Annotated in this window: 27 protein-coding genes; 14 read left to right on the forward strand and 13 right to left on the reverse strand. The window is 58.1% G+C overall.

Features of this window, described 5'->3' with window-relative positions:
- Positions 1–15: 15 nt before the first annotated feature.
- The gene (locus GJR98_RS16705) at positions 16–1,620 is read right to left on the reverse strand and encodes an alkaline phosphatase family protein (RefSeq protein WP_151139875.1); all 1,605 of its coding nucleotides are present in this window, start codon (positions 1,618–1,620) and stop codon (positions 16–18) included.
- A 271-nt stretch (positions 1,621–1,891) separates the two neighbouring features.
- On the opposite strand from GJR98_RS16705, the gene GJR98_RS16710 reads away from it, so the two are divergent.
- Complete coding sequence (locus tag GJR98_RS16710) at positions 1,892–3,196, forward strand: antibiotic ABC transporter permease (protein WP_151139876.1); 1,305 nt, start codon at positions 1,892–1,894, stop codon at positions 3,194–3,196.
- Between the two features lie 25 nt (positions 3,197–3,221).
- On the opposite strand, the gene GJR98_RS16715 is transcribed toward GJR98_RS16710, so the two are convergent.
- Entirely contained in the window at positions 3,222–3,842 is a 621-nt protein-coding gene (locus GJR98_RS16715; RefSeq protein WP_151139877.1) for an HdeD family acid-resistance protein, read from the reverse strand.
- A gap of 346 nt (positions 3,843–4,188) precedes the next feature.
- Between GJR98_RS16715 and GJR98_RS16720 the strand changes: the two genes are divergently transcribed.
- The 5 genes from GJR98_RS16720 (at position 4,189) to GJR98_RS16740 (ending at position 9,912) form a co-directional block, all read left to right on the forward strand.
- Positions 4,189–4,689, forward strand: a complete 501-nt coding sequence (locus GJR98_RS16720) for a DUF1269 domain-containing protein (RefSeq protein ID WP_151139878.1) — start codon at positions 4,189–4,191, stop codon at positions 4,687–4,689.
- Between the two features lie 72 nt (positions 4,690–4,761).
- Complete coding sequence (locus GJR98_RS16725) at positions 4,762–6,006, forward strand: AI-2E family transporter (protein WP_151139879.1); 1,245 nt, start codon at positions 4,762–4,764, stop codon at positions 6,004–6,006.
- A gap of 189 nt (positions 6,007–6,195) precedes the next feature.
- The gene (locus GJR98_RS16730; protein ID WP_154269881.1) at positions 6,196–6,369 is read left to right on the forward strand and encodes a hypothetical protein; all 174 of its coding nucleotides are present in this window, start codon (positions 6,196–6,198) and stop codon (positions 6,367–6,369) included.
- 459 nt (positions 6,370–6,828) lie between these two features.
- Entirely contained in the window at positions 6,829–8,202 is a 1,374-nt protein-coding gene (locus tag GJR98_RS16735; RefSeq protein WP_151139880.1) for a TIGR00341 family protein, read from the forward strand.
- A 123-nt stretch (positions 8,203–8,325) separates the two neighbouring features.
- Positions 8,326–9,912, forward strand: a complete 1,587-nt coding sequence (locus tag GJR98_RS16740; RefSeq protein WP_151139881.1) for an ABC1 kinase family protein — start codon at positions 8,326–8,328, stop codon at positions 9,910–9,912.
- A gap of 2 nt (positions 9,913–9,914) precedes the next feature.
- Here the strand turns inward: GJR98_RS16740 and GJR98_RS16745 are convergent, their stop codons facing one another.
- A complete protein-coding gene (locus GJR98_RS16745; RefSeq protein ID WP_151139882.1) occupies positions 9,915–10,472 on the reverse strand; it encodes a hypothetical protein in 558 nt (185 codons plus the stop codon).
- Positions 10,473–10,666: 194 nt separating this feature from the next.
- Between GJR98_RS16745 and GJR98_RS16750 the strand changes: the two genes are divergently transcribed.
- Positions 10,667–11,362 (forward strand): cob(I)yrinic acid a,c-diamide adenosyltransferase, encoded by a 696-nt coding sequence (locus GJR98_RS16750; protein WP_151139883.1) that lies wholly within the window; start codon positions 10,667–10,669, stop codon positions 11,360–11,362.
- 30 nt (positions 11,363–11,392) lie between these two features.
- Here GJR98_RS16750 and GJR98_RS16755 read toward each other — a convergent pair whose 3' ends face one another.
- The 3 genes from GJR98_RS16755 to GJR98_RS16765 all read right to left on the reverse strand — a co-directional run bounded on the left by GJR98_RS16755 (position 11,393) and on the right by GJR98_RS16765 (position 13,334).
- Complete coding sequence (locus GJR98_RS16755; RefSeq protein WP_151139884.1) at positions 11,393–12,268, reverse strand: universal stress protein; 876 nt, start codon at positions 12,266–12,268, stop codon at positions 11,393–11,395.
- A gap of 116 nt (positions 12,269–12,384) precedes the next feature.
- Positions 12,385–12,849 carry an FKBP-type peptidyl-prolyl cis-trans isomerase gene (locus GJR98_RS16760; protein WP_151139885.1) on the reverse strand — a complete coding sequence of 155 codons (465 nt, stop codon included), beginning with the start codon at positions 12,847–12,849 and terminating at the stop codon, positions 12,385–12,387.
- 116 nt (positions 12,850–12,965) lie between these two features.
- Entirely contained in the window at positions 12,966–13,334 is a 369-nt protein-coding gene (locus tag GJR98_RS16765; protein WP_151139886.1) for a rhodanese-like domain-containing protein, read from the reverse strand.
- A gap of 81 nt (positions 13,335–13,415) precedes the next feature.
- On the opposite strand from GJR98_RS16765, the gene GJR98_RS16770 reads away from it, so the two are divergent.
- Positions 13,416–14,033 (forward strand): class I SAM-dependent methyltransferase, encoded by a 618-nt coding sequence (locus GJR98_RS16770; protein ID WP_151139887.1) that lies wholly within the window; start codon positions 13,416–13,418, stop codon positions 14,031–14,033.
- A 404-nt stretch (positions 14,034–14,437) separates the two neighbouring features.
- Positions 14,438–15,313 carry an amidohydrolase family protein gene (locus GJR98_RS16775; protein ID WP_151139888.1) on the forward strand — a complete coding sequence of 292 codons (876 nt, stop codon included), beginning with the start codon at positions 14,438–14,440 and terminating at the stop codon, positions 15,311–15,313.
- A gap of 3 nt (positions 15,314–15,316) precedes the next feature.
- Here the strand turns inward: GJR98_RS16775 and GJR98_RS16780 are convergent, their stop codons facing one another.
- Both GJR98_RS16780 and GJR98_RS16785 read right to left on the reverse strand, forming a co-directional pair.
- The gene (locus GJR98_RS16780) at positions 15,317–16,081 is read right to left on the reverse strand and encodes an enoyl-CoA hydratase/isomerase family protein (RefSeq protein WP_151139889.1); all 765 of its coding nucleotides are present in this window, start codon (positions 16,079–16,081) and stop codon (positions 15,317–15,319) included.
- 75 nt (positions 16,082–16,156) lie between these two features.
- Complete coding sequence (locus tag GJR98_RS16785) at positions 16,157–16,795, reverse strand: helix-turn-helix domain-containing protein (protein ID WP_151139890.1); 639 nt, start codon at positions 16,793–16,795, stop codon at positions 16,157–16,159.
- 103 nt (positions 16,796–16,898) lie between these two features.
- On the opposite strand from GJR98_RS16785, the gene paaA reads away from it, so the two are divergent.
- The 5 genes from paaA to paaE are packed head-to-tail and all read left to right on the forward strand — an operon-like array spanning position 16,899 to position 19,647.
- Positions 16,899–17,843 (forward strand): 1,2-phenylacetyl-CoA epoxidase subunit PaaA, encoded by a 945-nt coding sequence (gene paaA / locus GJR98_RS16790; RefSeq protein ID WP_151139891.1) that lies wholly within the window; start codon positions 16,899–16,901, stop codon positions 17,841–17,843.
- 11 nt (positions 17,844–17,854) lie between these two features.
- The gene (gene paaB, locus GJR98_RS16795; protein ID WP_151139892.1) at positions 17,855–18,184 is read left to right on the forward strand and encodes a 1,2-phenylacetyl-CoA epoxidase subunit PaaB; all 330 of its coding nucleotides are present in this window, start codon (positions 17,855–17,857) and stop codon (positions 18,182–18,184) included.
- Positions 18,184–19,056, forward strand: coding sequence for a 1,2-phenylacetyl-CoA epoxidase subunit PaaC (gene paaC, locus GJR98_RS16800; protein WP_151139893.1), 873 nt, complete (start codon positions 18,184–18,186; stop codon positions 19,054–19,056). The genes paaB and paaC overlap by 1 nt, the downstream gene beginning before the upstream one ends.
- Entirely contained in the window at positions 19,049–19,474 is a 426-nt protein-coding gene (gene paaD / locus GJR98_RS16805) for a 1,2-phenylacetyl-CoA epoxidase subunit PaaD (RefSeq protein ID WP_151139894.1), read from the forward strand. The genes paaC and paaD overlap by 8 nt, the downstream gene beginning before the upstream one ends.
- A 2-nt stretch (positions 19,475–19,476) precedes the next feature.
- A complete protein-coding gene (gene paaE / locus GJR98_RS17570) occupies positions 19,477–19,647 on the forward strand; it encodes a 1,2-phenylacetyl-CoA epoxidase subunit PaaE (protein ID WP_191965517.1) in 171 nt (56 codons plus the stop codon).
- A gap of 278 nt (positions 19,648–19,925) precedes the next feature.
- Here the strand turns inward: paaE and GJR98_RS16810 are convergent, their stop codons facing one another.
- The 5 genes from GJR98_RS16810 to GJR98_RS16830 form a co-directional block, all read right to left on the reverse strand.
- A complete protein-coding gene (locus GJR98_RS16810) occupies positions 19,926–20,312 on the reverse strand; it encodes a PaaI family thioesterase (RefSeq protein WP_151139895.1) in 387 nt (128 codons plus the stop codon).
- 67 nt (positions 20,313–20,379) lie between these two features.
- The gene (gene paaK / locus GJR98_RS16815; RefSeq protein WP_151139896.1) at positions 20,380–21,672 is read right to left on the reverse strand and encodes a phenylacetate--CoA ligase PaaK; all 1,293 of its coding nucleotides are present in this window, start codon (positions 21,670–21,672) and stop codon (positions 20,380–20,382) included.
- Positions 21,673–21,719: 47 nt separating this feature from the next.
- Positions 21,720–22,451, reverse strand: coding sequence for an ABC transporter ATP-binding protein (locus GJR98_RS16820; protein WP_151139897.1), 732 nt, complete (start codon positions 22,449–22,451; stop codon positions 21,720–21,722).
- On the reverse strand, positions 22,448–23,212 hold the full coding sequence (locus GJR98_RS16825) for an ABC transporter ATP-binding protein (protein ID WP_151139898.1): 765 nt from the start codon (positions 23,210–23,212) through the stop codon (positions 22,448–22,450). Before GJR98_RS16825 ends, GJR98_RS16820 begins: the two co-directional genes overlap by 4 nt.
- A complete protein-coding gene (locus GJR98_RS16830) occupies positions 23,205–25,181 on the reverse strand; it encodes an ABC transporter permease (protein ID WP_151139899.1) in 1,977 nt (658 codons plus the stop codon). The genes GJR98_RS16825 and GJR98_RS16830 overlap by 8 nt, the downstream gene beginning before the upstream one ends.

A 25,181-nucleotide genomic window follows, 5' to 3' on the forward strand; every position in this document is an offset into this window, starting at 1 on the left:
AACTCGGGAGCGTGCTTACTCGAGGTAGCCGAGATTGGCGAGTCGTTCTTCGACTTGACTGTCTGTCGTCGTACTGACTTCGGCCGGGTCGAACGCTGGATACGACCTCGTTCCGACTGCATCGACGATTGGGAGTACGCTCCCGTCCATTTGTTCGTCTGCTTCGACACCGAACGTCGCGAGAACCGTCGGTGCGATGTCGAAGAGATGTGCGCCATCGAGTGACGCATCCGTGTCGATATCGGCCCCGATCGCTGCAACGATGCCGAACAGTTTGTGGTTCCACGGCTCAGTTGGCTCTCCGAACACGTCCTCGGCGAGCATCGCAGAGAGGAACTGGTCGAAGTCGCGTGGGATGAGCACGATATCGACCGCATCCTCCTCTCTGGGTCCGTAGAAGTGCATCTCACGCGGCGACACCTCGTCGAAGACAGGATTGCCGTCAGGGTCAGTCGCGTTTCGTAACAGGTCGATAATCTCCTCGCGAATCGACTCGTATTCAGACGGGGCGACGACGCCGTGAGGCTCCCGCCCGACGAGATTTATCCTGACACCGAGTTCGGTGCGCGAGCGCATGTATGCGAGCGAGCGCTTGAAGTCCACTTGTTGAGTACCGGCACTGATGATGTCCGAACTGATTCGACTCGTGACGAACTCTTCGAGACCGAGGCGGCCGAGGACAGCGCCGATACGCTGACTCGTGAGGCCTGTTCGTGCGACTAACTGCATCGCTTTGGCTGGAAGACTCTCCTCGACGGTTTCGGCTTCGATACCGGCCACGAGCTTCGAATCTCGAACGGTTGCCCACGTCGGCATCCCCTGGCCACCGTTCATGGTTTTGACGAACCCATGTCGGCGAAGGAACTCGTTGACACGGAACTCGTACCCTGTGTACTCGCCCATTCCGTGGTCGCTCATGACGAGTACGTTCTCGGGATGGTATGCGTCGAGAATCGCCTCGAGTTGTCGGTCGACCTCGGCGTAGATATCACGGACTGAGTCGAGGTCACCCGGTCGCTCGTGGAAGACGGTGTCCGTCTGTTGGAACTGGATAAACCCGAAATCTGGATTGAATCTGTCGACCAGATACATGAACGCTTCTCCGCGCATGCGAATTAGCTCACAGTACCGGTCACTTGGGGCGTTATCGCTCGGCGAGGGTTCTCGTGGGTACACCCGGTAGTCGCCGATGGCGTTTCGAACGTCGGCTACGATTCCGTCTGGGTAGCCACGTGGGTTCTCCGGAGCAGTGTATCCGGGGAGCAGAGCACCGTCGAACGGACGCGATGGATGTGTTACTGGTGCGTTGACGACGACGCTCGAAAAGCCGTGGTAGTCTAACAGCTCCCAGAGGGTTCGTTCTCGGAGATGACTCCCGTTGACGACAGACCACCCATACCCGTCGAACGAAAGGAAATCGAAGACACCGTGCTTACCGGGGTTCATTCCAGTGTACGCCGAAGGCCACGCACTGGCCGTCCACGGGGGTATCTGTGATTCGAGTGAGCCGTGGACTCCCGACGTGAATATCGAGTGGAGCGTCGGTAGCTCTCCGTCGTCGAAGAGTGGTTGTAGTACCGGGAGACACGCTGAGTCGAGTCCAACGAGCAGCGTTTTCATTGCTCCCGTCCGATTCGTGGACATACTGAAAAAGTAGTGAGTATGGCGTTTTGTTATACGCGTACTTAGTTTCAAAAATGAGACGACATCGAAGGTTTGTGTATCACATGTGTACCGAGTAAATCGGCCAGACAACCAGAGACATTGGTCGCTCGAGTTATAGACTCGAACCCCTGCTAATTGACGCAAATACTCTCTTCGCTGTAGTGTCTCGGGCCTGCATAGGATACTCGTAACAAAGCCATCAAAGTCTGTCTTTCTGGATAGTAGCATGTCCCAGAATGGTTCACTTCTCTCCGCCCCCAAGCGTTCAGAAAACGGTCAGGAACGTCCTCCAGTCTCGTTTGGCGGTCAGCCACTGACGCAGATTCTCGCCGAGACGCTGGAGTACGCACGGACACGTGACTACAAAGGGTGGGATTACGGCGATGGTATGAGCAGTCGGTTGCTGCAGGCACTCCCGTTCGAAAACCGATGGGTGAATCTCGTCGTCCAGGAGCTGGTGAAACGTCCGCCAGTAAACGTGCGACCACTGTTCCTCGTCGAGAAGCGCCGAAACTACAAGGGGACGGCGTTGTTCACGCTCGCGAATCTGAACTACCACTACTACACGCAGGCGATGGGTGAGAAGCCAGCAGTCGACTACCTCGACGAAGCCCGGCAACTGGCAGACTGGCTCATCGAGAACCGAAGTATTGGCTACCACGGCTTCTGTGGCGGCCACAAACACGAGATTCAGCATCTCGAACAGAAGGGCGTGCCGAACGACCCAGACGTCGTCTCGACGTCGTTCGCCGTGAAAGCCCTCCTCACTGCCGCTCCGTACGACCCGGTGTACGCGCCGATTGCTCGGACTGCATCCGACTTCGTCGTCGAGGACCTCGATTACCGTGAAGTCGACGGTGGGGCGAAGATCAACTACCACATGAACCATCCAGACACGTACTACACGCTCAACTCTGGGGCACTCGGAGCGCGTCTCCTCGTCGACATCTATGGGCACTACGGTGACGAGTCAGACCTCGACCGTGCGACTGCGATTCTCGACTTCATCGCTGCGCAGCAGGCACCGATTGGAGGGTGGACCTACCGTGTTCCGGCATCGAGTTCTCACCTCTCGATGGACAACCATCACAACGGGTTCATCCTCGACGCGTTCCTCCGGTACAGAGACGTCTGTGGTTCGTCGAGATACGACGAAACCATCGAACGTGGCCTCGAATTTTACCGCAGTGACCTGTTCGACGCAGACGGCGCACCAAACTGGGACGAATCGAAATCGTATCCACGAGACATCCACGCCGCTGCAACTGCCATCGCCGTCTTCACTGCCGCTGGTGACCTTCAGATGGCCGGCCGAATCCTCGACTGGACGATCGAGAACCTCTATGCAGGTAACGGCCGATTCTACTACCGCAAGCACAAGTTGTACACGGTCAAGACGACGCTAATGCGCTGGGCACAAGCGTGGATGGCGTACGCGATGTCCGAGTACCTGAATGCCGTCGCACGTGAAGAGGGCTACCAACTCGGTGTCGACCGCCCCGTGTACGAACCGCCAGTATCGGCACGCTAGACGAAAAACAGATGCTGAATTCGGGTTAGATGCCCCCTGCTTCTGCGGCTTGTTCCATTTCGGCAGGGATGGTCATGTTTCGCGCGCTGTAGGCGAGCAGTGCCATCGAAACGCCGTTTACGAGCAGGTTTACTCCGAATAACAGACCAACGGCCCACAGTGCAGTCGATGGGAACCCTGCCCAGAGCATCACGGCGAGGAGGATCCCGATGACGCCACTCACGATGGCCAAGAACCAGTTCGGTTCACCACGGAGACGGAACCCCATCACGGTCTGAATCACTCCGCTAACCAGTAAGTACGCGATGACGAGGAGGGTCAGCGTCACCAGTCCGAAGACTGGGTTGAGAAGCAGAATCACGCCGGCGGCAAGCGTGACGACACCGAGGATGAGTTGCCAAACTGCGCCGGTCCACCTTCTCGCTCTGAATATCCCGACGAAGTCGAGAATCCCCGTTGCGATGAGGAAGAGACCGATGAGGAGCGATAGCGAGACGCCCGTCACGAACGGCGCGAACATCGCGAGGACGCCGATGAGGGCGATGACGGCGCCTGCGACGACCAGCCACCGCCAGTTCGTCTGTACCGTGTTCGGCATCGATTCTGCTGAGCCGGATGTTGGAGAGTCGGTCGTTTCAGAACTCATATCGACAGGATATTTCGCCGTATAGGAGAATAAACAATTTTCACGGGTGCTGTGAAATTCTCGGGGACAACGTAAGTCGTCTGGTTACGACGTTCCTGTTACTGTGGAGACGAGACGTTCAGAGACGGTTCGACCGAGGCCGAAAAACGGTGGTAGAACACTGTTCAGTCAGTGTAGCTATTCACGTGATATCGGCGCCACATAGCCGCTGTAATACGATTATGGTGATGGAGTGAACATACGACTCTGAACGAATATTCTGGGCCAAAGTATGATTCACTTATTATGAAATTCATGTAACACGTGAATGGTATTGATTATCCGTCACGTGGAATTGACGTTCGCAATGAGTAGTAGTTTGATAGTGCTCGCGTTTGACACTCTAGAAGGTGCCAAAGAGGCGCGTGACGAGTTGTACGACCTACAGAAGCAGGAACTAATTCAATTGGACGACGCGGCGGTCGTCGTCCGGAAAGAAAATGGGAAGGTGAAGGTAGACCAAGCAGTGAGTCTGGTTGGAACTGGTGCGCTCGGTGGAGCGTTCTGGGGGATGCTCATTGGCCTCCTCTTCCTCGCCCCGTGGCTTGGACTGGCAGTCGGTGCAGTAACAGGTGCGCTCTCCGGAAAATTTGCTGACTATGGTATCGACGACGACTTCATCAAAGAGGTAGGCGACACAATCGAACCCGGTCACTCTGCGTTGTTCCTCCTCGTTCGCAGTGCACAGGGTGAACGCGTCGTCCCCGAACTCGAATCGCTCGCGCCCAAGGTTCTCCGGACGAACCTCTCACCGGAACAAGAAGACCAGCTTCGCGAGGCGTTCGGTCAGGAACCAACCGCTGCATAATCGAGAACTAGTTCTCTTTTTGATGCCACTTACAATAGTCGTGAGTACCGTAATATTCCTGTGGACCCGCCGATGACCCGACGAGTCGTAGACCTGAGACTGTCCCGGGAACGAGCAGGCCTGTGGGCCCTCGTCTTGGTTCTGTTTGGGTTGGTCGTGTACGTCGGGTGGCGGTTCGTCGGCGCGTTCGTCCTCGGACTGTTCCTCTACTACGTGACGCGTCCGATTCACGTACGTATCAGTCACCGTGTCCCACAACGAACACTCTCTGTGACGTTGGCACTCGTCAGCGTTGCCATCCCTGTGTTAGCGTTGGTCGTGTGGACGGCCACTGTCGCGATTCGGGGGATTCGCGATTTGCTCGGGACGAACGGAACTGCACAACCAATCCCAGGGCTCGACACAGTCCCCACACTGGCAGACCTCACCGAATTCAGTGAAGAAACGCTCCGTGCACTCATCACCGACCCATCTGGGTTGTTGACAAATGGATTTGGACAGAGTCTCCTCGGCGTGTTGGATACCATCTCGGGTTCACTGGCAGTCGTGGTGAACGCCGGCCTCCAGATGTTCATCGCGCTCATCGTCGTGTTCTTCCTCCTTCGAGACGATTACCGAGTCGCGGCGTGGGCCCGTTCGACGTTGGTCAAAGACGGAAGCGTCATCGAATCGTATCTCAAGGCCGTCGACCGTGACCTCACGCAAGTGTACTTTGGGAACATCCTCAACGCCGTCATCACGGGTGCACTCGGCGCAGCAACGTACACCGTCCTCAATCTCGTCGCCCCAGAGACTGTCCGAATCCCCGAACCAGCACTGGTCGGGCTACTGACTGGTGTCGGGAGTCTCATTCCTGTCATCGGTATCAAAATCGTCTGGGTCCCAGTTGGGCTGATACTGCTGGCCGACGCGCTCATAACGGACCCGTCTGCGCTCTGGTTCGTCGCCTTGTTCGCCATCGTCTCTGTCGTCATCGTTGACACGCTGCCGGACCAACTCCTCCGACCGTACGTCTCAGGTCGGTCGCTTCACGTGGGTGCAGTCATGTTAGCGTACACGATTGGTCCACTCCTCTTCGGGTGGTACGGGGTGTTCTTAGGGCCGCTTCTGCTCATCGCCGTCGTCGAGTGTGCGCGGCACGTTCTCCCAGCAGTCGTCGGCGGAACGCCTGCTACGGGAGAGACGTTCGTGGAGCCGGAGGATTTAGACGAACTCACAGCGGAACCGACATCGAATCCCGACGAAAACGACGGTGGAAGTCCAACACGTTCGGGTGGCCCTGAAGACGACCAAGACGGGTCAGTCGTCTCAGACTAACGTGGCCAACTGAACTGTCGCAGTTGTGTTCTGTCTCTGTCGCACCGAGATGAGGATGCTTCAAAATACGATATATCCTGTAGAATCGTGGATATTGTCATCTAATAATTCAGAATTTGAATGTCAATCGATGTAGACTACAAACAAACGATGAATAAGTATTTGTACGACCCTCGTCCACGGGTTGGTATGTCACGACAAGCACCCCCAGAAGACCCCCGCGCTGAGACTCGTATCACGTGCGACCGTACAGAGGGGTACAACGTCAAACCGGGTGCTCACTACTACGAGTTCTGTCCGTTCTGTGGGCACCGGACTGACGAAGGTGAGAGCCACGAGATTCGGATTGACATCCGAAACTAACCGGGTACTCACCACGGGTACACACTCGTTTTATTTGGTGGACGTCTCAGCAGTTCTGAGCAGAGGCACTGACCACTCGCCGCCTCTTGAATCGTCCAGTTGGATGGACCGTCGTGAGAATTCGCTTACGTAGCTGAATCCGCCAGTTAGCGATAAGACTGGAATGATGCCTGTCTCCAGTGTCGAACAGCGTGCTTCATCCCTTCACACCTATCAGAAACTGTAGAATCGGTGACTGTCACTACCAGCACACATTCAGGATTACGCACGTATCGTTGTAATGGTGTGGGGTGTCGTCCGGCTGGGAATACTTCTGCACGAGAACACCGTACTGAACCGATGCGTATAGTCGTTCGAAGACTCAAACCGTGTCTCCTCACGGATGGTGCGCGAAAGCGTATGAAATCACACGTGTCATCTCTCTCCCAGATTTATTATCTCAGAGGTTGTATACGTTTCATGCGTCTCGTTCAGGTGTTGATACCCGAAGGTACACGAGAGAGCGTTCTCAACGCACTCGACGACCAGGGTGTCGACTACGCTGTCTTTCAGGAGGTCGGTCGAGGGGATTTCGAAGCGATGGTACAGTTCCCCGTCCCCCCCAGTGGTGTCGAAACGGTGATGGATAAACTGACCGAGGCCGGGATTCGAGAGGACTCCTACACGATCGTCCTCCCGACAGAGACCGTCGTCTCACAGCGACTCTCTGCGCTGGTCGAACGATTCCCCGGTCTACGAATCTCTCGTGAAGAACTATACGCGCGAGCACAGGACCTCGCACCGGCGAACTCGACTTTTTTCGCCTTCTTGATTCTGAGTACGATTATCGCGACAACGGGTCTCTTACTTGACTCCGCCGCGACTATCATCGGTGCGATGGTCGTTGCACCGTTGATGGGCCCCGCCATCTCTGCGAGTGTTGGGACGATTCTCAACGACCAGCAGATGACTCGCCGTGGGGTCACCCTTCAGGTAACGGGACTCCTCGCTGCCATCGCGACTGCCGCTATCATGGGCGTACTTCTCCAGCAAACGATTCTCATTCCACCTCAACTCGACATCACGTCGATTCCACAAGTCGCAGAGCGGACGAGTCCGAACTTCTTGTCGCTCTTCCTCGCGCTCGGTTCGGGATTCGCAGGGAGTATCAGCATCATGCGTGGGTCGGGGTCGACACTCGTCGGTGTCGCCATTGCAGTGGCACTCGTCCCGCCAGCAGCGACGTCCGGACTTGGACTTGCATTTGGATTGCCCGGTGTTGCGATTGCCGCAGCTGTGCTCGTCATCGTCAACCTCCTCGCAATCAACCTGTCTGCACTCATTCTCTTCTACTTGTCAGGTTTTAAACCACTCGAAGCCGGCACATACGAAGGCGTAAAATCGTCATTGTTCACTCGCATTGCCATCATCGCAGTCGGGATTGCCGTTCTCTCCATCGTCCTCGGTGCAGTCACCTTCACGACCTTCCAGACACAATCGTTCGAACGGCAAGTCCAAACCGAATTCCAACAAGGATTCGACGAGGCGAACATCCCGGGTGTCGAACTCGTCAGTGTGACCGTCGACTATGAGCCGGTAGACATTGTCCTTGGGAACGAACCAGAAGTCAACATTCTAATTGCCGTCCCGCGTGACCAAGAAATCCCACCGGACCTTGCCCAGCGATGGGACGATCAAATAACCGCAGACTTCAACCGTGATGTGTACGTGCGCGTCGGGTTCGTCGAAGCCCAACTCTCGGAGCGAGAAGAACCGAACCCCCCACTCGGATGGCCATCACTCGCCGCTCGAACTGGGAGTCAGATTCGGTACCCCGGACACATCGCTGGTTGATTCACCCTCCACCATTGGTGTCCACGATGCCTTCGTGTGAATCGAAATCCGAAGACGAGATGCAGAACCACGTGCCTCTAACTTTTTGGTCTCGGCGATAGTATCATTCAATCGAGGAATCGAATGTTTCAGTACCCGCGTCGCTTCGCCCAGATTGCACTCAGCTTTCTCCCGTTTTTCCTCGCATTCCTCCGTGACCGGCATCGTTTCATCGTCTTTGGCCGTTCACGACTGGTGACCGAGGCACAACACAAAGAACGGGCACAGAAACTTCGCGACACCTTGGTCGACCTCGGCCCGACGTTCATCAAGATTGGGCAGGTCCTCTCGACGCGGCCAGATATCGTTCCGCTCGTCTACGCTCAAGAGCTCATCACGCTTCAAGACACCGTGCCGCCCGGGCCGTTCGAAGAGATACAAGCCATCGTTGCGGCCGATGTCGGTGTGGATGCCTACGACGAATTCGACCCAGACGCAATCGCTGGCGGGTCACTCGCACAGGTACACGTAGCACGATACGAGGGACAGCGAGTTGCAGTGAAAGTTCGCCGCCCGAACGTTGTCGACGTGATCGAAGTCGACCTTCGCGTCGTTCGGCGACTCCTGCCAGTCGTCATCGCCATCGCACCGCGGCGCCATCACTTTTCGCTTCGTAACTTGGCGGACGACTTCGAGCGCGTCATCAGAGAGGAACTCGACTTCGACCGAGAAGGGCGGATGATGGAAGAAATCGGCGCCAACTTCGCTGACGTCGACGACGTAAAGATACCTTCGTTGTACTCCGAAGCATCGTCTGAACGGATTCTGACCATGGAGTTCGTCGAGAGTACCAAGATTACGGACGTGGGTGAACTTCGAACGGAAGGGTTCGACCCAGTCGAAATTGCGCACCACATCGCAGATACCTACTTCAAGATGGGAATCGTCGACGGCGTCTTCCATGGAGACCCACATCCCGGGAACCTCGGCATCGACAAGCGAGGACGAATCGTCTTCTACGACTTCGGCATGACGGGGCGGTTCACCCCTGAGATGCAAGAGGCGATCGTGAGCCTCTACTTAGCTGCTGCAGCACGAGACACAGAGCGGATGATCGACGTTCTCATCGACCTCGGCGTCCTCGACCGGAACGTCGACCGAGGAAGCATGAACCAGGTCCTCGACTTGGCCATCAAAAACCTCGAAGGAAAGGGAATCTCGGACTGGCGTGCTCTCATGCTCGAAGTGAATTCGATACTCCACGAGTTCCCGTTTCGAATCCCGCCGGACGTCATGCTTCTCATCCGTGTCGGGACCGTCAGCGAGGGAGTTCTTCGCCAACTCGACCCCGAATTCGATATCCTCTCAGCTGCACAGACGTTCCTCGTGGCACACGGCTACCGCAAACGTGGCGCAGAGACGTGGTTCGAAGGCGTCCGTGACGATGCGACGATGTCGGCACGCTCGACCGTTCGCATCCCCGCGAAACTCGAACGCGTTCTCGACACGGTTCAACGCGGTGAACTAGAGGTCGAAGGTCTACAGTTACAACAACCCCTAATTGCAATAGCCAGAGCGCTGGCGTACGCACTAATCACGGCGTCTTGGGTTATCGGGTCGGCAATCCTAACCAACACCAATCCAACGTTCGGTCTAATCGGGTGGCTGATTGCGTTGATAATGACAGTGATGTTCCTGATTGCGCTCCACAACACTCGAACGAGAGAGTGACGTTACTCCTCGTTCGTCAGATTTCGCAACACCCGGTCACCGAAGAGAACGACCAGAAACGCCCCGACGAGATTGAACACGAGGTCGAGAACCGTATCTGCTCTCCCGTATGAGACGAGAATCGGTTCGATTCCGAGCCGGTCGGCAGCAGAGTGGATACCGTACTCGGCCAGTTCCCAGATGATACCGGTGCAGACGATCGTCGCGACAACTCGTGAGTCCGGGTCACGGCCACGGCGATGAGAGACAACGTGGACCAGTCCACCGACGATAGTAGCCGTGTGAGCGTGGGTCAGGTGGTCCCACCACCACACGTCGTCGTAAGGGCCGAGCATTCCGAGTGAGTGAGTGAGCATTGCGGACTCGACGTACACACGTTGCCACGGTCGGAATTCGACACCGAACACGCGTTCGAATAACTCGGGGACGAACGTCCCCACGAGTGAGAAGATGGCGTTTACCATCGCACCAGGTGCTCGACGACGAACTCCCTCGATAAACACGGCGACGATGGCCCATCGAATCCCACGCTCGACGACTCTTGTATCTGATTGTTTCATCGAATCTGTCACACGCTTCGTCCTCGCTACGTATTGGTGTGTTAGAATAAATATATTGACACACTGATTCACGAGTGGAGTGTCGTCTTCATCTAACAGTGGTGGTGGAAAGAGAGTCAATACAACTTTTGCTAATGAAATCAGAGTTGAATTCATGCACACACCATCGACCACTCGCGCTCGCAGGGAAACTGATGACTGACACGCCAGAACCCGACCCGGAGTCGGTTCGGAAGAATACACCCGGGCGTGGGATTCGCCCAGAAGCGACAGCCATAGACCCTGCTGCACCCGACGAGTTTGGGCTCGTACAGGTCTGGTGGGGCGACGGGAAGGGGAAGACCACCGCCGCGTTGGGTATGGGTTTCCGCGCTGCTGGTCACGGGTATCGCGTTCACATGCTTCAGTTCATGAAGGGTGGTGCCGACTCTGTCGAAGCAGTCCGCGGCGAGTACAACGCGATTGCGGCGATGCCTGGGTTCTCGTATGAGAATCTCGGCCACTACGGGTGGGCGGGGTTAGCCGACGGGAGTAACGACGCCGACCACGCCGAAAAGGCCGCCGCGGGGTTTGAACGAGCGAAAGAACTCATCGACGCAGCAGCGAATGCAGACCTTACGTCACCGCTCGACCTCGACGGGCGACCAGATGAAGGCGTCCACCTCCTCATCTTCGACGAGATTCTCTACGCTGTCGCAATGGGACTTCTCGACGAGTCTGCGGTCCTCGAACTCGTCGAGCGGAAGCCTGAACACCTCGAACTCGTACTGACTGGCAGCCACGACGACCCGACGTATCTACACGACGTGGCAGACCTCGTCACGAACGTTCGGAAGGTAAAACATCCCCTCGAGAGCGGTCAGCGGGCACGAAAGGGAACCGAATACTGACAGCCATCCCGGTCGCTGTTGCTCGCGGCGTCACTCCTCGTCTTCTGGTGCCATCGTGATGACTGGCACCGGTGCATCTCTGACTGTCGCCGCGGCGACGCTCCCGAGAAGTATCCGGTCGATGCCGCTTCTCCCTGTCGTCCCCATCACGACGGCGTCGATTCCCTCGGTTTCGATGCACGAGAGAATTTGTTCGCTTGGCTTGCCGTGCTCGACGTGTTTGACGACGTTCGAAACACCGAGTTCGTCTGCTTCGGCGGCGATAGCATCGATGGCTTCAGTGGCACCCTGTTCGAACTTCGTGCCGGACAACATCGACCGAACGTCGGGGCCAAGCGACGAATCGTCGACGACCGAGAGAATGTGAAGTGTGGCACCGACTGTTGCTGCGAGTTCGATACCGTGTATCGCGGCACGATTCGCAGATGGACTGCCGTCGGTCGGGACGAGAATGTCCTCGTACGGGAACGTCAACTCGTCACTCGAGACCATCCGAGCAGTGAGCACTGGCCGATTCGATAGCTGAACGACTTTTTCCGTGACACTGCCCATCAACCGTCGCGAGAGTCCATGGCGCGCGTGCGTAGGCATCGCGATGAGGTCGTAGTCGTACGTGTCAGCGTACTCTGCAATCGTTGGTGCCGGATTACCCTGCACGACGTCGGTTCCGTACTCGACACCAAGTGTGTCGAGGATCTCGCCCGCTTCTTCCACGACGGAGTGGCCCTTCCGTTCGAGGGCATCGACGACTTCGTTATCGATCAGCGTGACGCTGTTACGATCGGTGTCTGCCACGTACAACAGGAGAATCTCTCCGTCCGCCCAATGTGAAATCTCACTGGCGTGGTGGAGTATCGCACTCGACTCGGTAGTCTCGTCTACGGGGAAGAGGATACGCTCGTACATACAGTACATGTAGGTTGGCCCGCAGATAAGTATGTCCGAGGGTCGTCCTGCCACTGCTCGTGGTACTGCCGACTGCGTAGTCTGCAAAGAAGAGACGCCGAACGTCGTGTGAGCGCTCAGTTGGCGTCGACGATTTCGATGTCGAAGATGAGCGTCTCGCCTGCGAGCTGGTGATTGAAGTCGATTCGAACGATTTCGTCGTCCGCGTGGACGATTTCGCCGAGTCCACCCTGCTGGGTCTGGACGTACATGCCGACTTCGGGGTCGTCACCGAGGATTTCACGGAGTTGTGCGGTCTCGTGCTCGCGGATGCGGTCTTCCGATGGCTGACCGTACGCTTTCTCCGGCGGAATCTCGATAGACTCCTCGTCACCGACGTCCATGCCGACGAGTGCCTCGTCGAGACCCTCGATGACCGTTCCGGCACCGACTTCGACGGTGAGCGGTTCGTACTCTCGGTCCTGTCCCTCTGCGAGGCCTTCTGCTTCGGCAACCTCCGGCCGGGAGGTGTCGAAGACCGTTCCATCGGGAAGCTTTCCAACGTATTCCAGTGAGACTGCGTCGCCAGTTTCGATCGTCATACTCTCTCTTCTCTGCTGGACACGGATAAATGGCCGTATGTAACTGAGATATGCGTTCACGGAAACTGGCTCTGGACAGAGCACTGTCGGGGGCGACTCACCCCAACTCTCTTCTCTCAGAAGAACCGCCACAGCAACGACCGTATCTTGTAGGTGAGTGACCCGTTCTGGTAGCCGTTCCACCCGCTCATCCCACCGGCGAGCGTCGTCGCATCGTACCCTTCCGACTGAAGGATGCTCGTCGCCCGTTTCGCGACGATGCCCATCTTACAGACGACGACCACGTCCCTCTCGCGTGGAATGTCGTCGAGGTGGCGACGAAGCGAACTCTCGTCACCCGAACGGACGTCTTCGTAGACCGGCGCGTTGTAACTCCCTTCGATTGCACCACGTCGGTAGTGGTCTTTGGGGCGGATGTCGAGCACGAATGGTGCTGTGCCGGCGTCCAGTCGGTCGTCGAGTTCGTCTGGTCGAATCTTCGCCATGACTGTCTCCGAACAGTGCGAACAGCAAAGCGTTGGTGTTTCGAGACGTACGTTCAACACACGGGCGTCCGTAGTCGGTGCATGGACAAATGGGACGAGCGGTTCAGTGAAGGGACGTACCCAACCGACCCAGAACCGTCTCCGGTGTTGCGTGCCTACATCGAGACCTTCCCAGAGGGGAGGGCACTCGATGTGGCAGCAGGTACTGGTAGAAACGCAATCTTCCTCGCGGAGGAAGGGTACGACGTGGATGCCCTCGACCAGTCGTCTGCGGGCCTCGAAATCATCCGCGAACGCGCTGTCGAAGCAGGTGTTGAAGATTCTATCCAGACGATTCAGGCAGACGCCACCGAGTACGAGTACCCAGTCGCGGAATACGACGTGATTACGCTGAGTTTCTTTCGAATCCTCGACCGCTTCGGAGACATCAAGACCGCACTGAAACCAGGAGGAGTCCTCTTCTATCAGCACCATCTCCAGTCGTCGTCGCCAGCGACGATTGGACCCAGCACCGACCGGTACCGATTTCAGTCGAACGAACTCCTCCGTGCGTGTCTGGATATGACTGTGCTGTACTACGAAGAGTCGACCGAGGAGCGAGACGACCGGACGTCCGCGACGGCGACGATTGTCGCTCGCAACACACACGGGGGGACGCAGTCGTACCCGAGGAGGCACTGGGATATCGATTCGCCATAATCTATCTGAAATGGTGTTATAAATTATTTCTGATAAGTGCAAGAGGTAGAAGAAACATCAAACAAGAACAAGTCAAAAACAGTAGGATGTAACAGCTTTCGCGCAAAACAGATTGTTTTGAATTATTATCTGGTATTACAACACACGAATTGAATTAAAATCAGTATATCCAGAATGTTCGATAATTTTATACTACAATTATCTATCTAGTTTTATTATGTTTCTACTGAGCATATCAGTGGTGACCAACACAGTTCCCCTAAGAAGTTTGGCTGGTAGTTTAGGACGGAGACGATAGAAACACAGTACGCGTCGGCCGCCATCACCGTCACACCCACCCATCCCTCTCTTAGTCTGTGAGTATGCCCGTTCGATTTTTGTCGTCACGCGACTGTCGTCTACCAATGTCCGTGAGAGACTCGCTCGACGAGCCGCGCATCATCGACACGCATGCACACCAACCGACGGCGGAGTTCCTCCGGGACGCAGGTGGTGAGATGATGCAAGACGCGGCGAAGAAGTTCGGCACCGAGATGGAGACGTGGGACTACGAGGCGATGATAGAGGAGTACCACGAGTACGGGATCGGGAAGGCAATCCTCCTCGGGTGGGACGCCGAGACGAACACGGGCAACCCGCCAGTGCCGAACGACTACGTCGCCGAGGTCCGTGACGAGTATCCCGACTTCTTCATCGGATTCGGGAGCGTCGACCCCCTGAAGGATGACTGCGTCGATGAAGCCATCCGCTGTGTCGAGGACCTGAGTCTCTCCGGGTTCAAGTTCCAACAGATTGCACAGGGGTTCGACCCGAGTGACGACGCTCACACCCAACTCTTCGACACGATAGAAGACCTCGGCGTCCCCGTCATCTTCCACGGTGGGAACTCGACGCTCGGGGCGGGGTCGCCCGGTGGTCGTGGACTGAAAATCAAGTACGGCAATCCGATGCTCATCGACGACGTGGCAGCAGAGCACCCCGACCTCCAGATTCTCATCGCACACCCGGCGTTCCCGTGGGAGAAAGAACAACTCGCCATCTGCCAGCAGAAGGGCAACGTCTACATGGACTTCTCCGGGTGGCTTCCAAAGTACATCGACGACCAGGTCCTCCACTACGCGAAGACCGTGCTGCAGGACAAGGTGATGTTCGGGACGGACTACCCGATGATTCGTCCGGAGCGGTGGTTCGAGTCATTCGACGAACACTTCGACGCCTCCGACGAGGTCAAGCGGAAGGTTCTCTGGGAGAACGCCGAGCGGTTCCTCGGACTCGACTGACCGTCAGTCGAAATTCGGCCGTCGCTTCTCTAAGAACGCTGAAACTCCTTCTTCGTGGGCCTCAGTATCGTACGCGAGTGTCTGTGCCTGTGCTTCTCGTTCGAGGCCGTCTCGCCACGGACGCCCGAGATTGGCGTGGATTGCTTCTTTCGCGAGCGCAAGTGTTTCGGTCGGCCGCGAGGCGAGCGTCTGAACCATCTCGTCGACGACATCGTCGAGCTCGTCTGCATCGACGACTTCGTTTACCAAGTCGAGTTCGGCGGCGCGTTCGGCAGAGATGAGTTTACCAGTGAACGCCAACTCTTTCGCCGCGCGAAGTCCGACGAGTTCGGGAAGCGTCACGGTTGCTCCGGCGTCGGGGACGAGCCCAACGTTGACGAACGATGCAGCGAACCGCGCGTCTGGGACGGCGTACGCGAAGTCACAGGCGGCGACGACGGACATGCCAGCACCGACGGCATCACCGTTGACGCGTGCGACCACAGGAACCGGTGCAGTGAGAATCGCCTCCGCAACTCGACCGAGTGTGTCACGGACGCGCTGGTACGCCTCACGCGCAGTCTCGTCACGTTCAGCCATTGCCTCGATATCTCCACCCGCGCTGAACGCGTCACCGTCACCCGTCAACACGACGGCGTCGAAGTTGTCCGACGTTACCGATTCGAGCGCTGCGGAGAGTTCACGTGCCACATCGGCAGTGAACGCATTTTTCACCTCGGGGCGGTCGAACGTCACTGTCCGAACGCCATCTTCGTCTTCGACTCGCATACGTTCGCTACACGGACACCGGATAAATAGCCACCCTGAAATTCGTGGCGGGTACGACTAACCAAGCGCCCCAGCCTATCCGAACAACACGCCGAACAACGACCGCTGAGCGCGTCGAAGTCGCTCGAGGAACGCCGACTTGCTGATGCCGAGTTCCTCGGCTACGTCCGCTGCGGTAATCGTTCGTGGGAGGTCGAAGTAGCCCATCTCGTAGGCGACGTGGAGGCTCTCTTCTTGTGCCGGTGTGAGGTCCCATGCACGACCAATCGCCGACTCGTCGTCGGTTCGGAGTGGGTAGACGCGCTGAAGTTGGATACCGACAGTCTGTGCTGCCTTCTCCATCACACCGCGGAGCACCTCGTTCCCGACGACGGCGCCTCGCATCGTCGCGCCACCGTTGCTGTACTCCATCGATTCGACGAGGAACCCCACGTCTACGAGCTCGTGGACGACACACGGGTGTTTCGCGAGACATCGGTAGGTGTAGCCGCCATCGGTATGAGTGACGTGAAGATACCGGATGCTCTCGTCCTCGTCGAGAACTGCTGAAAGCCGGTCGTCCGCTGGCCCCGAAAAGTGGAGGAGGACGTTTCCATCGGCACGAAGTTGGGGAGCATTCGCTTCGATGGTGACTGGGACACGCGTGGTCGCTCTCGCGAGTGGACAATCGTCCCCGTCGATGCGGAACTCTGCAACGAGACACTCATCTATCACCGATGAATCAACTCGGTCAGTTCTACACACCGAGGGTATAAAAAGGCAGTCTATAGACTGGCCAATTCGTAAGTGGTTATCCGTGATAGTTCTGTGTATACCGATGGACCTCGAAACTGTCAAACAACGGGCTGGACCGCGCGAGTTCTCCCCGAAGGACGATATGCCGGAGGAGTATCGCAAGGCTGCGACCCGGATGATACAGTTCCACGCGAACAGTGAAATCATGGGTGCGTACCTCGAACGACCGTTCATCCGCCAGGCACCGAGTCTCGAACGCAAGCTCGCGTTCTCGGCGAAGACGCAAGACGAGATTGGACACGGCCAACTGCTCTACCGTGCCGCCGAGAGTCTCGGCATCAAGACGCGCGACGAGATGCTCGACGAACTGGCGAACGGTGAAGGGAAGTTCCTCAACTGCTTCCACTACCCGATGGAGTCGTGGGTCGAGACGCCCATGATTGCGTTCTTCGTCGACGGCGCGGCGATGCGACGGCAGGCGACGCTCAAGAGCACCTCCTGGGAACCGTACGCCCACGCGATGGACAAGGTGTGTTTCGAAGAGGGCTTCCACGTCAAGCACGGTGAGGCAATCCTCCACGAACTGATGACCGGGTCGAAGAAAGAACAGGAGATGACCCAAGAGGCCTTCAACACGTGGTGGCCACGTATCATCCAGTTCTTCGGTCCGACCGACAAGCAGTCGACGCACCACGGATTCGCGAGTGAAGTCGGCCTCAAGCAGAAGTCCAACGACGAACTTCGCCGTGCGTTCCTCAACACGTACATCCCGAAAGCCGAGAAGTACGGCCTCGAGATTCCGGACACGCCGCGCATCGAGAAGAACGACGATGGGACCTACAACGTCCACGAAGAGGACCTCGACTGGGACGAGTTCTTCCAGATCGCGAAGAACGAGTACGAACCCGGACGCGGTCAAATCGACGCCCGCAAGGCTGGTCAGGAAGCAGTCGCGTGGGTTCGTGAATCGATGGACAACCACGAACAGCGCCTGTATGGCAGTACGACCCAGCAGGCGGCAGACTGAGAGGTGATTCGATGATTTGGGAAGTTTTCCGACAAAAGAAAGCAGGCGACTATCACACGCATTGCGGCAACGTCCACGCACCCGACCGCGAGATGGCGTTGCTGTTCGCAGAGATACAGCACGGCCGACGCATGCCCACCAACAGTCTGTGGGTCGTCCCACAGCGAGAGATTGGCGAGGTCGACACTGAAGACGTCGCGTTCGGCGGAACGACGGACAAGTCGTACCGCTGGGCGATGACGTACCAGTTCGAGGCCGCGGCCGAAGAAGTGGCCGAATCCGAGGACGAACAGGCAGAGGCAGAACGACAGCGGCGTGCCGTCGTGGACGGTGACGACTAATGGCAGCAGCAAAACAACTTCCAGGCCCACAAGAGCTCTCTGACGAGGAGCGCGAAGCCGTCGAGATGCTCCTGTACAGACTGGCGGACGACGAGTTCGTCATCGCCGACCGATACACTGAGTGGCAGGTCTACGCTCCGACGCTGGAGTCGGACCTCGCACTCGCGAACATCGCACAGGACGAACTCGGTCACGCGCGACTCTGGTACGACCTCTTGGAGGACTTCGGGTACGACGAGCCCGACCTCATCTGGGAGCGCGACCCAGCCGCGTGGCGCCACAGCACACTCTGTGAACTCCCCTTCGCAGACGGTGACTGGGCAGACGTCATCGTGCGGTCGTACCTCTACGACGAAGCAGAGTTCATCAGACTCCAGGCGCTCGAAGACTCGTCGTACCCACGACTCCGTGACCGCGTGGAGAAAGTCCTCTCCGAAGAGCGGTACCACCGTGAACACGCCCGAAGTTGGCTCGAACGTCTCTGTGAAGACGACGACACGCGAGCACGGATGCAGGACGCCGTCGACAGACTCCTCCCGTACGCGTTGACGCTGTTCGCACCAACTGACGAAGAGGTAGAAGACCGTATCGACGACCTCGGCCTGCGCACCGAGAACCTCCTCTCGATGCGTGAAGCGTGGTTGGACGAAGTCGTCCCGACGCTCGAAGCAAACGGTCTCCACGTGGAGGAAGCACAACTTCCAGAACAGTACGACGTGCACCACGCAGACCTCGACCTTCCCGACGAAGTTGGGCGTGACACGTCACACACCGACGCCTGGTTCGAACTGCACGAAGACTTCACGCGCAGTTACCGTGAACTCGGCCGCCACAAGGCAGCGAAGATAATGAAGGACCCAGACGATGAGTAGTAACCTCGACTCCGACCCGACCGACGCGCAGTACTGCGCGCACACAGACTACACGGAAGGCCCCGTCCACGACGAACTTCCGGCGACCGGCGACGGTGCAGTCGGCCTCGAACGAGACGTCTGGGACGCGCTCTACTCGGTCGAAGACCCGGAGATGCCCATCAGCATCGTCGACCTGGGTCTCATCTATGCGGTCGGAGTCGATGCCGAATCTGGCGAGGCACGAATCGACATGACCCTCACGTACACTGGCTGTCCGGCCCGAAACATGCTGCAAGACGACATCCGGAACGCTGTCGCCGCCGTCGACGGCGTCGAGGACGTGCTCGTCAACCTCATGTGGAGTCCGGCGTGGTCCATCTCGATGGTGACCGAGCAGGGCAAAAAAGACCTCCGTGACTTCGGGCTGAGTGTGTAACCATGCGACGTTCACTCGACCCAAGCGTCACGACGTCAGGCGAGACGAAGGCTGCACAGTGTCCGTACTGTGACGGCACGAACACCGTTCGAGAGCATCCGAAAGGTCCCTCACTCTGCCGGTCGATGCACTTCTGCAACGACTGTCAGGAGCCGTTCGAGAAGTTCGGCTAATCACCGCCTCTCCACCGTCGGAGACACTGCTTTTTCGTACACTACCACTGAGTACTGGCTAGTCTGGCACCGCAATTCGTCAACCACAATTCGTCAGCCTGCCGAGTCAGGGCGTTCTCAGGTTCGTCTCTCGGCGAGAAGGGGGTAACCTCGAATGTCGAGTTCTCCAGCTCCTCCTTGGTTATTCGGTACGTGACATTGTACGAGAACGTCGGTGAGTGGAAAATTCGATAGACGTCCCGTCTCTCGACTCGGTAGCAACGTACTCGAAGAGTCAGCTACCCGGTCTTGTACACGCCTCGTGCAGTGGCGATGAGCGTGTCGTCCGTCGTCGCATACACGTCGACGTCGACAGTCCCAACGTCGCCTCCGAGACGGACGACGTCCGCCTCTGCTCGAAGGTCACCGGTTCCCGCCGCGAGATAGTCGATTCGCATGTCGATGGTGGGTACGGGTTGGTCGACCCGGCTCACGAGCGCTGCACCGCCGACAGTGTCCGCGAGGGTGAACGTGACGCCGCCGTGTGCCATTACTCGGTCGGCGTTCCACGACAACTCCTCGCGCATCTCGATGTATCCCTCTGCGTGTCCATCATCGACTTCGGTAATCTCTACGCCGAGCAACTGGGCGAACGGCATGCTCTCGAAGAATTCCTCTATGTCCATAGCTGTCTATCTCAGGTGTATGTTAAGTTGGTTTCGTCGTCTGTGGGGTGATTCATCTCGGGAAGCCTCACCGGTGGTCGTAGACGCGCTTTACTTTCCCGACCTTCGTGCGCTCGATGCCACCTGGGTCGACGAGCGTCACGCTGTCTGGAGTAAACGAGAGTACGTTCGAGAGTCGGGAGCGGATGCGACGTTCGAGGTCCGCTCGTGAGCCATCGAATGTTTCGGTGAGTTCGACCGTTAGGTCGAGTCGGTCGAGCGAGTTCTCTCGCCGAAGGTCGATTCGGTAGTATGGGGCGACCTCGTCGAATTCGAGGACGACCGCCTCGACTTCACTCGGATAGAGGTTCACTCCCCGAACGATGAGCAAGTCGTCTGCCCTCCCTGTGACGGAGTCCATACGGACGGCGGTGCGACCACATGCACACGTCTCGTCGTCGAGGGTCGTCAGGTCACCCGTGCGGTAGCGAAGCACCGGGAGGGCGTGCTTGGTGAGCGTCGTCAACACGAGCTCTCCTTCCTCACCGTAGCCGACTGGTTCACCGGTGTCGGGGTCGATGACCTCCGGGTAGAAGTGGTCCTCCCAGATGTGCATCCCGGACTGTTCGAGGCACTCGACAGCGACACCCGGCCCAATTATCTCCGAGAGGCCGTAGTTCTCGATGCCCGTCGCGTCGAACGCCGCCTCTATCTCCTGCCGCATCTGTTCAGTACACGGCTCTGCACCGTAGAGAATCGTCGACAGCGGGAGGTCGACAGGGTCGTGTCCCATGTCTTCGGCGACCTCCGCGAGGTAGAGTGCGTACGACGGCGTGAGGCAGATAGAATCGACGTCGAGGTCCACGAGCATCTCGACCTGTCGTTGGGTGTTTCCACCGCCCGTTGGAATCACGGTCATACCCATCTCTGTCGCGCCGTCGTGGAACCCGAAGCCACCAGTGAAGAGGCCGTAACTGTACGCATTCTGTAACGAGTCGGCGCTCGTCAGTCCCGCTCCACGCAAGCCACGTGAGATGACCTCACGCCACACGTCGAGGTCGGCTTGGGTGTAGCCGACGATTTTCGGCTTTCCGGTCGTCCCAGAGGAGGCGTGGATACGCACGACATCCTCCATGTCGACGGCGAACATGCCCGTTGGGTACTCGTCCCGGAAGTCCTCTTTCGTCGTGAACGGGAGTTTCGAGAGGTCCTCGACGCCCTCGATATCGGTTGGATACACACCAACTGCGTCGAGCCTGTTTCGGTAGAACTCGACGTTCTCGTAGGCGTGTTCCACGACGTGGCGTACTCGTTCGTCCTGTAGCCGACGTAACTCCGACCGCGGAAGTCGTGTCACGTCGGCCTCGTCACTGACACCCATCGTTCAGTTGTCCTCCGTACTATCACAAAAAATTATGTGCGACCAAACTATTCGGCTGCAGAGACGCCGAGGTAGCGGTCGAGAATCTCGTCGTCTGCGGCAATCTCGTCGGCGGGCCCCTCGTGGACGACCTGTCCCTTGTCGAGGATGTAGACGTAGTCGGCGGCGTCGAGTGCCACCTGTACGTTTTGCTCGACGAGGAGAATCGTGACGCCCTCGTCGTTCAACTGTGTGATCTTGCGCTGGACCTGTTTGACGATCGACGGGGCGAGCCCCTCGGTCGGTTCGTCCAGCATCAACAGGTCGGGTGCCGAGACGAGGGCACGAGCGATGGCGAGCATCTGCTGTTCACCACCAGACAGGTTCGCACCCTTGCTGTTGCGGTGTCGGGCGAGGTTCTCGAACTCGTCGATTATCTCTTCGACGGTCGGTTTGTCGATGTCCTGTCGGCCACCGATACGACCGATTTCGACGTTCTCGCTGACGGTGAGACCAGGGAACACGCGTCGTTCTTCGGGGACGAGCGAGATTCCCTCTCGGGCGGTCTTTTCGGGCGACAACATCGTGATGTCCGTCCCGTCGAACGTGATGGAGCCACTCGTCGGCGTGACACTCCCGAGGATGCTCCGAAGCGTCGTCGTCTTGCCGACACCGTTGCGGCCGATGAGTGTGACGACCGACCCGCGTTCGACGTCGAGGTCGACGCCCTGAAGGACTCGCGTCGACCCGTAGCCCGAGACGAGGTCTCGAACCGACAGGAGCGTGTCGCGGTCGCTCATGCTTCGACACCTCCGAAGTACGCTTCGCGGACCTCTGGGTCTTCTGAGACTTCGTCGGGTGTTCCCTCAGAGAGAACCTGTCCGCGGTGAAGCACCGTGATACGGTCGGAGACCCGCATCACGAGGTCGATATCGTGTTCGATGAGTAGGAGCGTCCGGTCCGACAGCACCTCGTCGATGAGGTCCATCGTCTCACGTGTCTCTTCGGCGCTCATCCCCGCCGTCGGTTCGTCCAAGAGGACCATCTCGGGGTCTGTCGCGAGGACGATGGCGATTTCGAGACGCCGTTTGTCACCGTAGGCCATCACGTCGGCGAGTTCGTCGCCACGACCCAGCAACCCGGAGCGTTCGAGGACGCGGTCGGTGTGCTCGTTCACGTCGTCGAACGAGTCTTTCCGGTCGAGGAACTCCTCGACGGGTGTAAATCCCTGGTGTCGAGCAGCCTGTGCAGCGAGTCGAACGTTCTCACGGACGGTCAACCCCGAGAAGACGTTCGTAATCTGGAACGAGCGCCCGAGTCCGCGCCGCACACGTTTGTGCGGTGGCAATCCAGACACGTCTTCTCCGTTGAACGTCACGGACCCATGAGTTGGTCGGAGCGCTCCGGTGAGGAGGTTGAACGTCGTCGTCTTTCCGGCGCCGTTCGGGCCGATGAGGCTCCGGAACTCGCCACGTTCGATGTCGAGATTCACGTCGTCGACGGCGACGAGTTTGCCGAACTCCTTCGTGAGATTCTGCGTTTTGAGTATCGAGTCAGTCATTGCGTTCTACCTCCGCATCGTTGACGCTGGTACGGTCGCGAATCGTCGATTCGAACATCGGGTGTTCTGACACGGTCTTCGGGAGCGACACGAGTCCACGCGGGACGAAGATGACGAAGAGGACGAACAGCACGCCGATGACGAGGCGCCACTGGTCGATGTACGACGAGAGGATGTCCTCTGCGGCGACGAAGACGCCTGCGCCAATCATCGGCCCGTAGAGTGTCCCCATTCCACCGAGCACGGTCATCACGATGACCTCCCCGGAGTTGATCCAGTGGAGGAACGATGGTGCGACGTAGCCGTTGTTCGCGGCGAACAACCCGCCGGCGAGACCAGCGAGTCCGCCGGAGACGACGAACGCACGGCGTTTGTACGCTGTCACGTCGTAGCCGATGAACGACGCCCGCTCTTCGCTCTCGCGAATCGCCTGAAGGACCGACCCGAAGGGGGCACGAATGAGGCGTCGTGCCAACAGGTACGACCCGACGACGACGAACAGGAGGAAGTAGTACTGTATCATCCCACCGTCGATGGTCATGATGCCGAGCGGAATTTCGAACTCACTGGGGTCGATGCCGATGCCGGCGAAGCCGTAGAACACGTCCACACCGAAGAGTCCGTCAGACCCACCAGTGAAGTCGAACTTGAACACGGCGTTGTAGAACAACTCCGCGAACGCCAGCGTAATCATGGCGAAGAAGACGCCGGACACTCGTATCGAGAGATAGCCGACACTCCACGCGATGATGGCGCAGATGACAATCGCTGCGAGTAGCGCGACGAACACGGACGGCGAGAGGTGCATGAGCGTCAACACTGACGCGTACGCACCGACGCCGTAGAACAGCGTGTGGCCGAGCGAGACGAGGCCTGCGTACCCGAGGACGAGGTCCAGACTGAGCGCGAACAACGCCCAGATGAGGATGTCTTCGAGGAGCGTGACCGAGTAGGTGACGCCGGTCAACTCGGCAAAGAACGGCACGAGGACGAGCACGCCGACGGCGGCGTATCCGAGTTTCGCCCGTGTCTCCGACGAGAGCACCCCGCCGCCCGCACCGTGAAGCAGTGCACCGTCGTGGTGCTCACCAGCGCCGATGTTGGTGCCGAACAGCCCTTTCGGGCGGACGACGAGGACGACAATCATCAGCAAGAAGACGATGAGTCCTTCGAGGAACGGCGTGTAGGTTCGCGCGAGCGTCTGGACGACACCGACGAACAGACCGCCGACGACTGCACCGCGGAACGACCCGAGGCCACCGAGAACGACGATGACGAACGCTGGGATAATGACGCTCGACCCCATCGTCGGACTGACGTTCTGGAACGCACCGAGGACGATACCCGCTACGCCAGCGAGTGCCGCTCCGAATCCGAACGTCAGCGTGTAGTACCGGTCGATGTTGATGCCGAGGTTGCGGACCATCTCGCGGTCTTCTGACCCTGCACGGATGATCATCCCGAACCGAGTCCGGTTCAGGAGAAGCCACGTAGCGAGGGCGAGAATCGACCCGAAGATGATGATGCCGTAGTTGTACAGCGAGTAGTTGAACCCGAACAGCGCGACTGGCTGGTCGAGAATCGCCGGGATGGGGAACGGCTTGGCCGACTTCCCCCACACCGACGTGATGAGGTCGTTGATGATGAGGACGAGACCGAACGTCAACAGGATATGATACAGTGGGTCACGACCGTAGAGCCGTTTCACTGTGAGTCGCTCGATACCCATTCCGACGACACCGACGAGAAGTGGTGCGACGACGAGGGCGACCCAGAAGCCGGCGCCTCCCAGTGGCCCGGCGATGGCGAACGCGAAGTACGCACCGAGTGCGAACAGTTCGCCGTGGGCGAAGTTGATGACGTCCATCACGCCGAAGATAATCGACAGTCCCGCAGCGAGGAGGACGTAGACCATCCCGACGACGAGGCCGTTGAGGACCTGCTCTGCGACAGCGCTGGCGACAGACAT

The sequence above is a fragment of the Haloferax marinisediminis genome, from assembly GCF_009674585.1.
GTDB lineage: Archaea > Halobacteriota > Halobacteria > Halobacteriales > Haloferacaceae > Haloferax > Haloferax marinisediminis.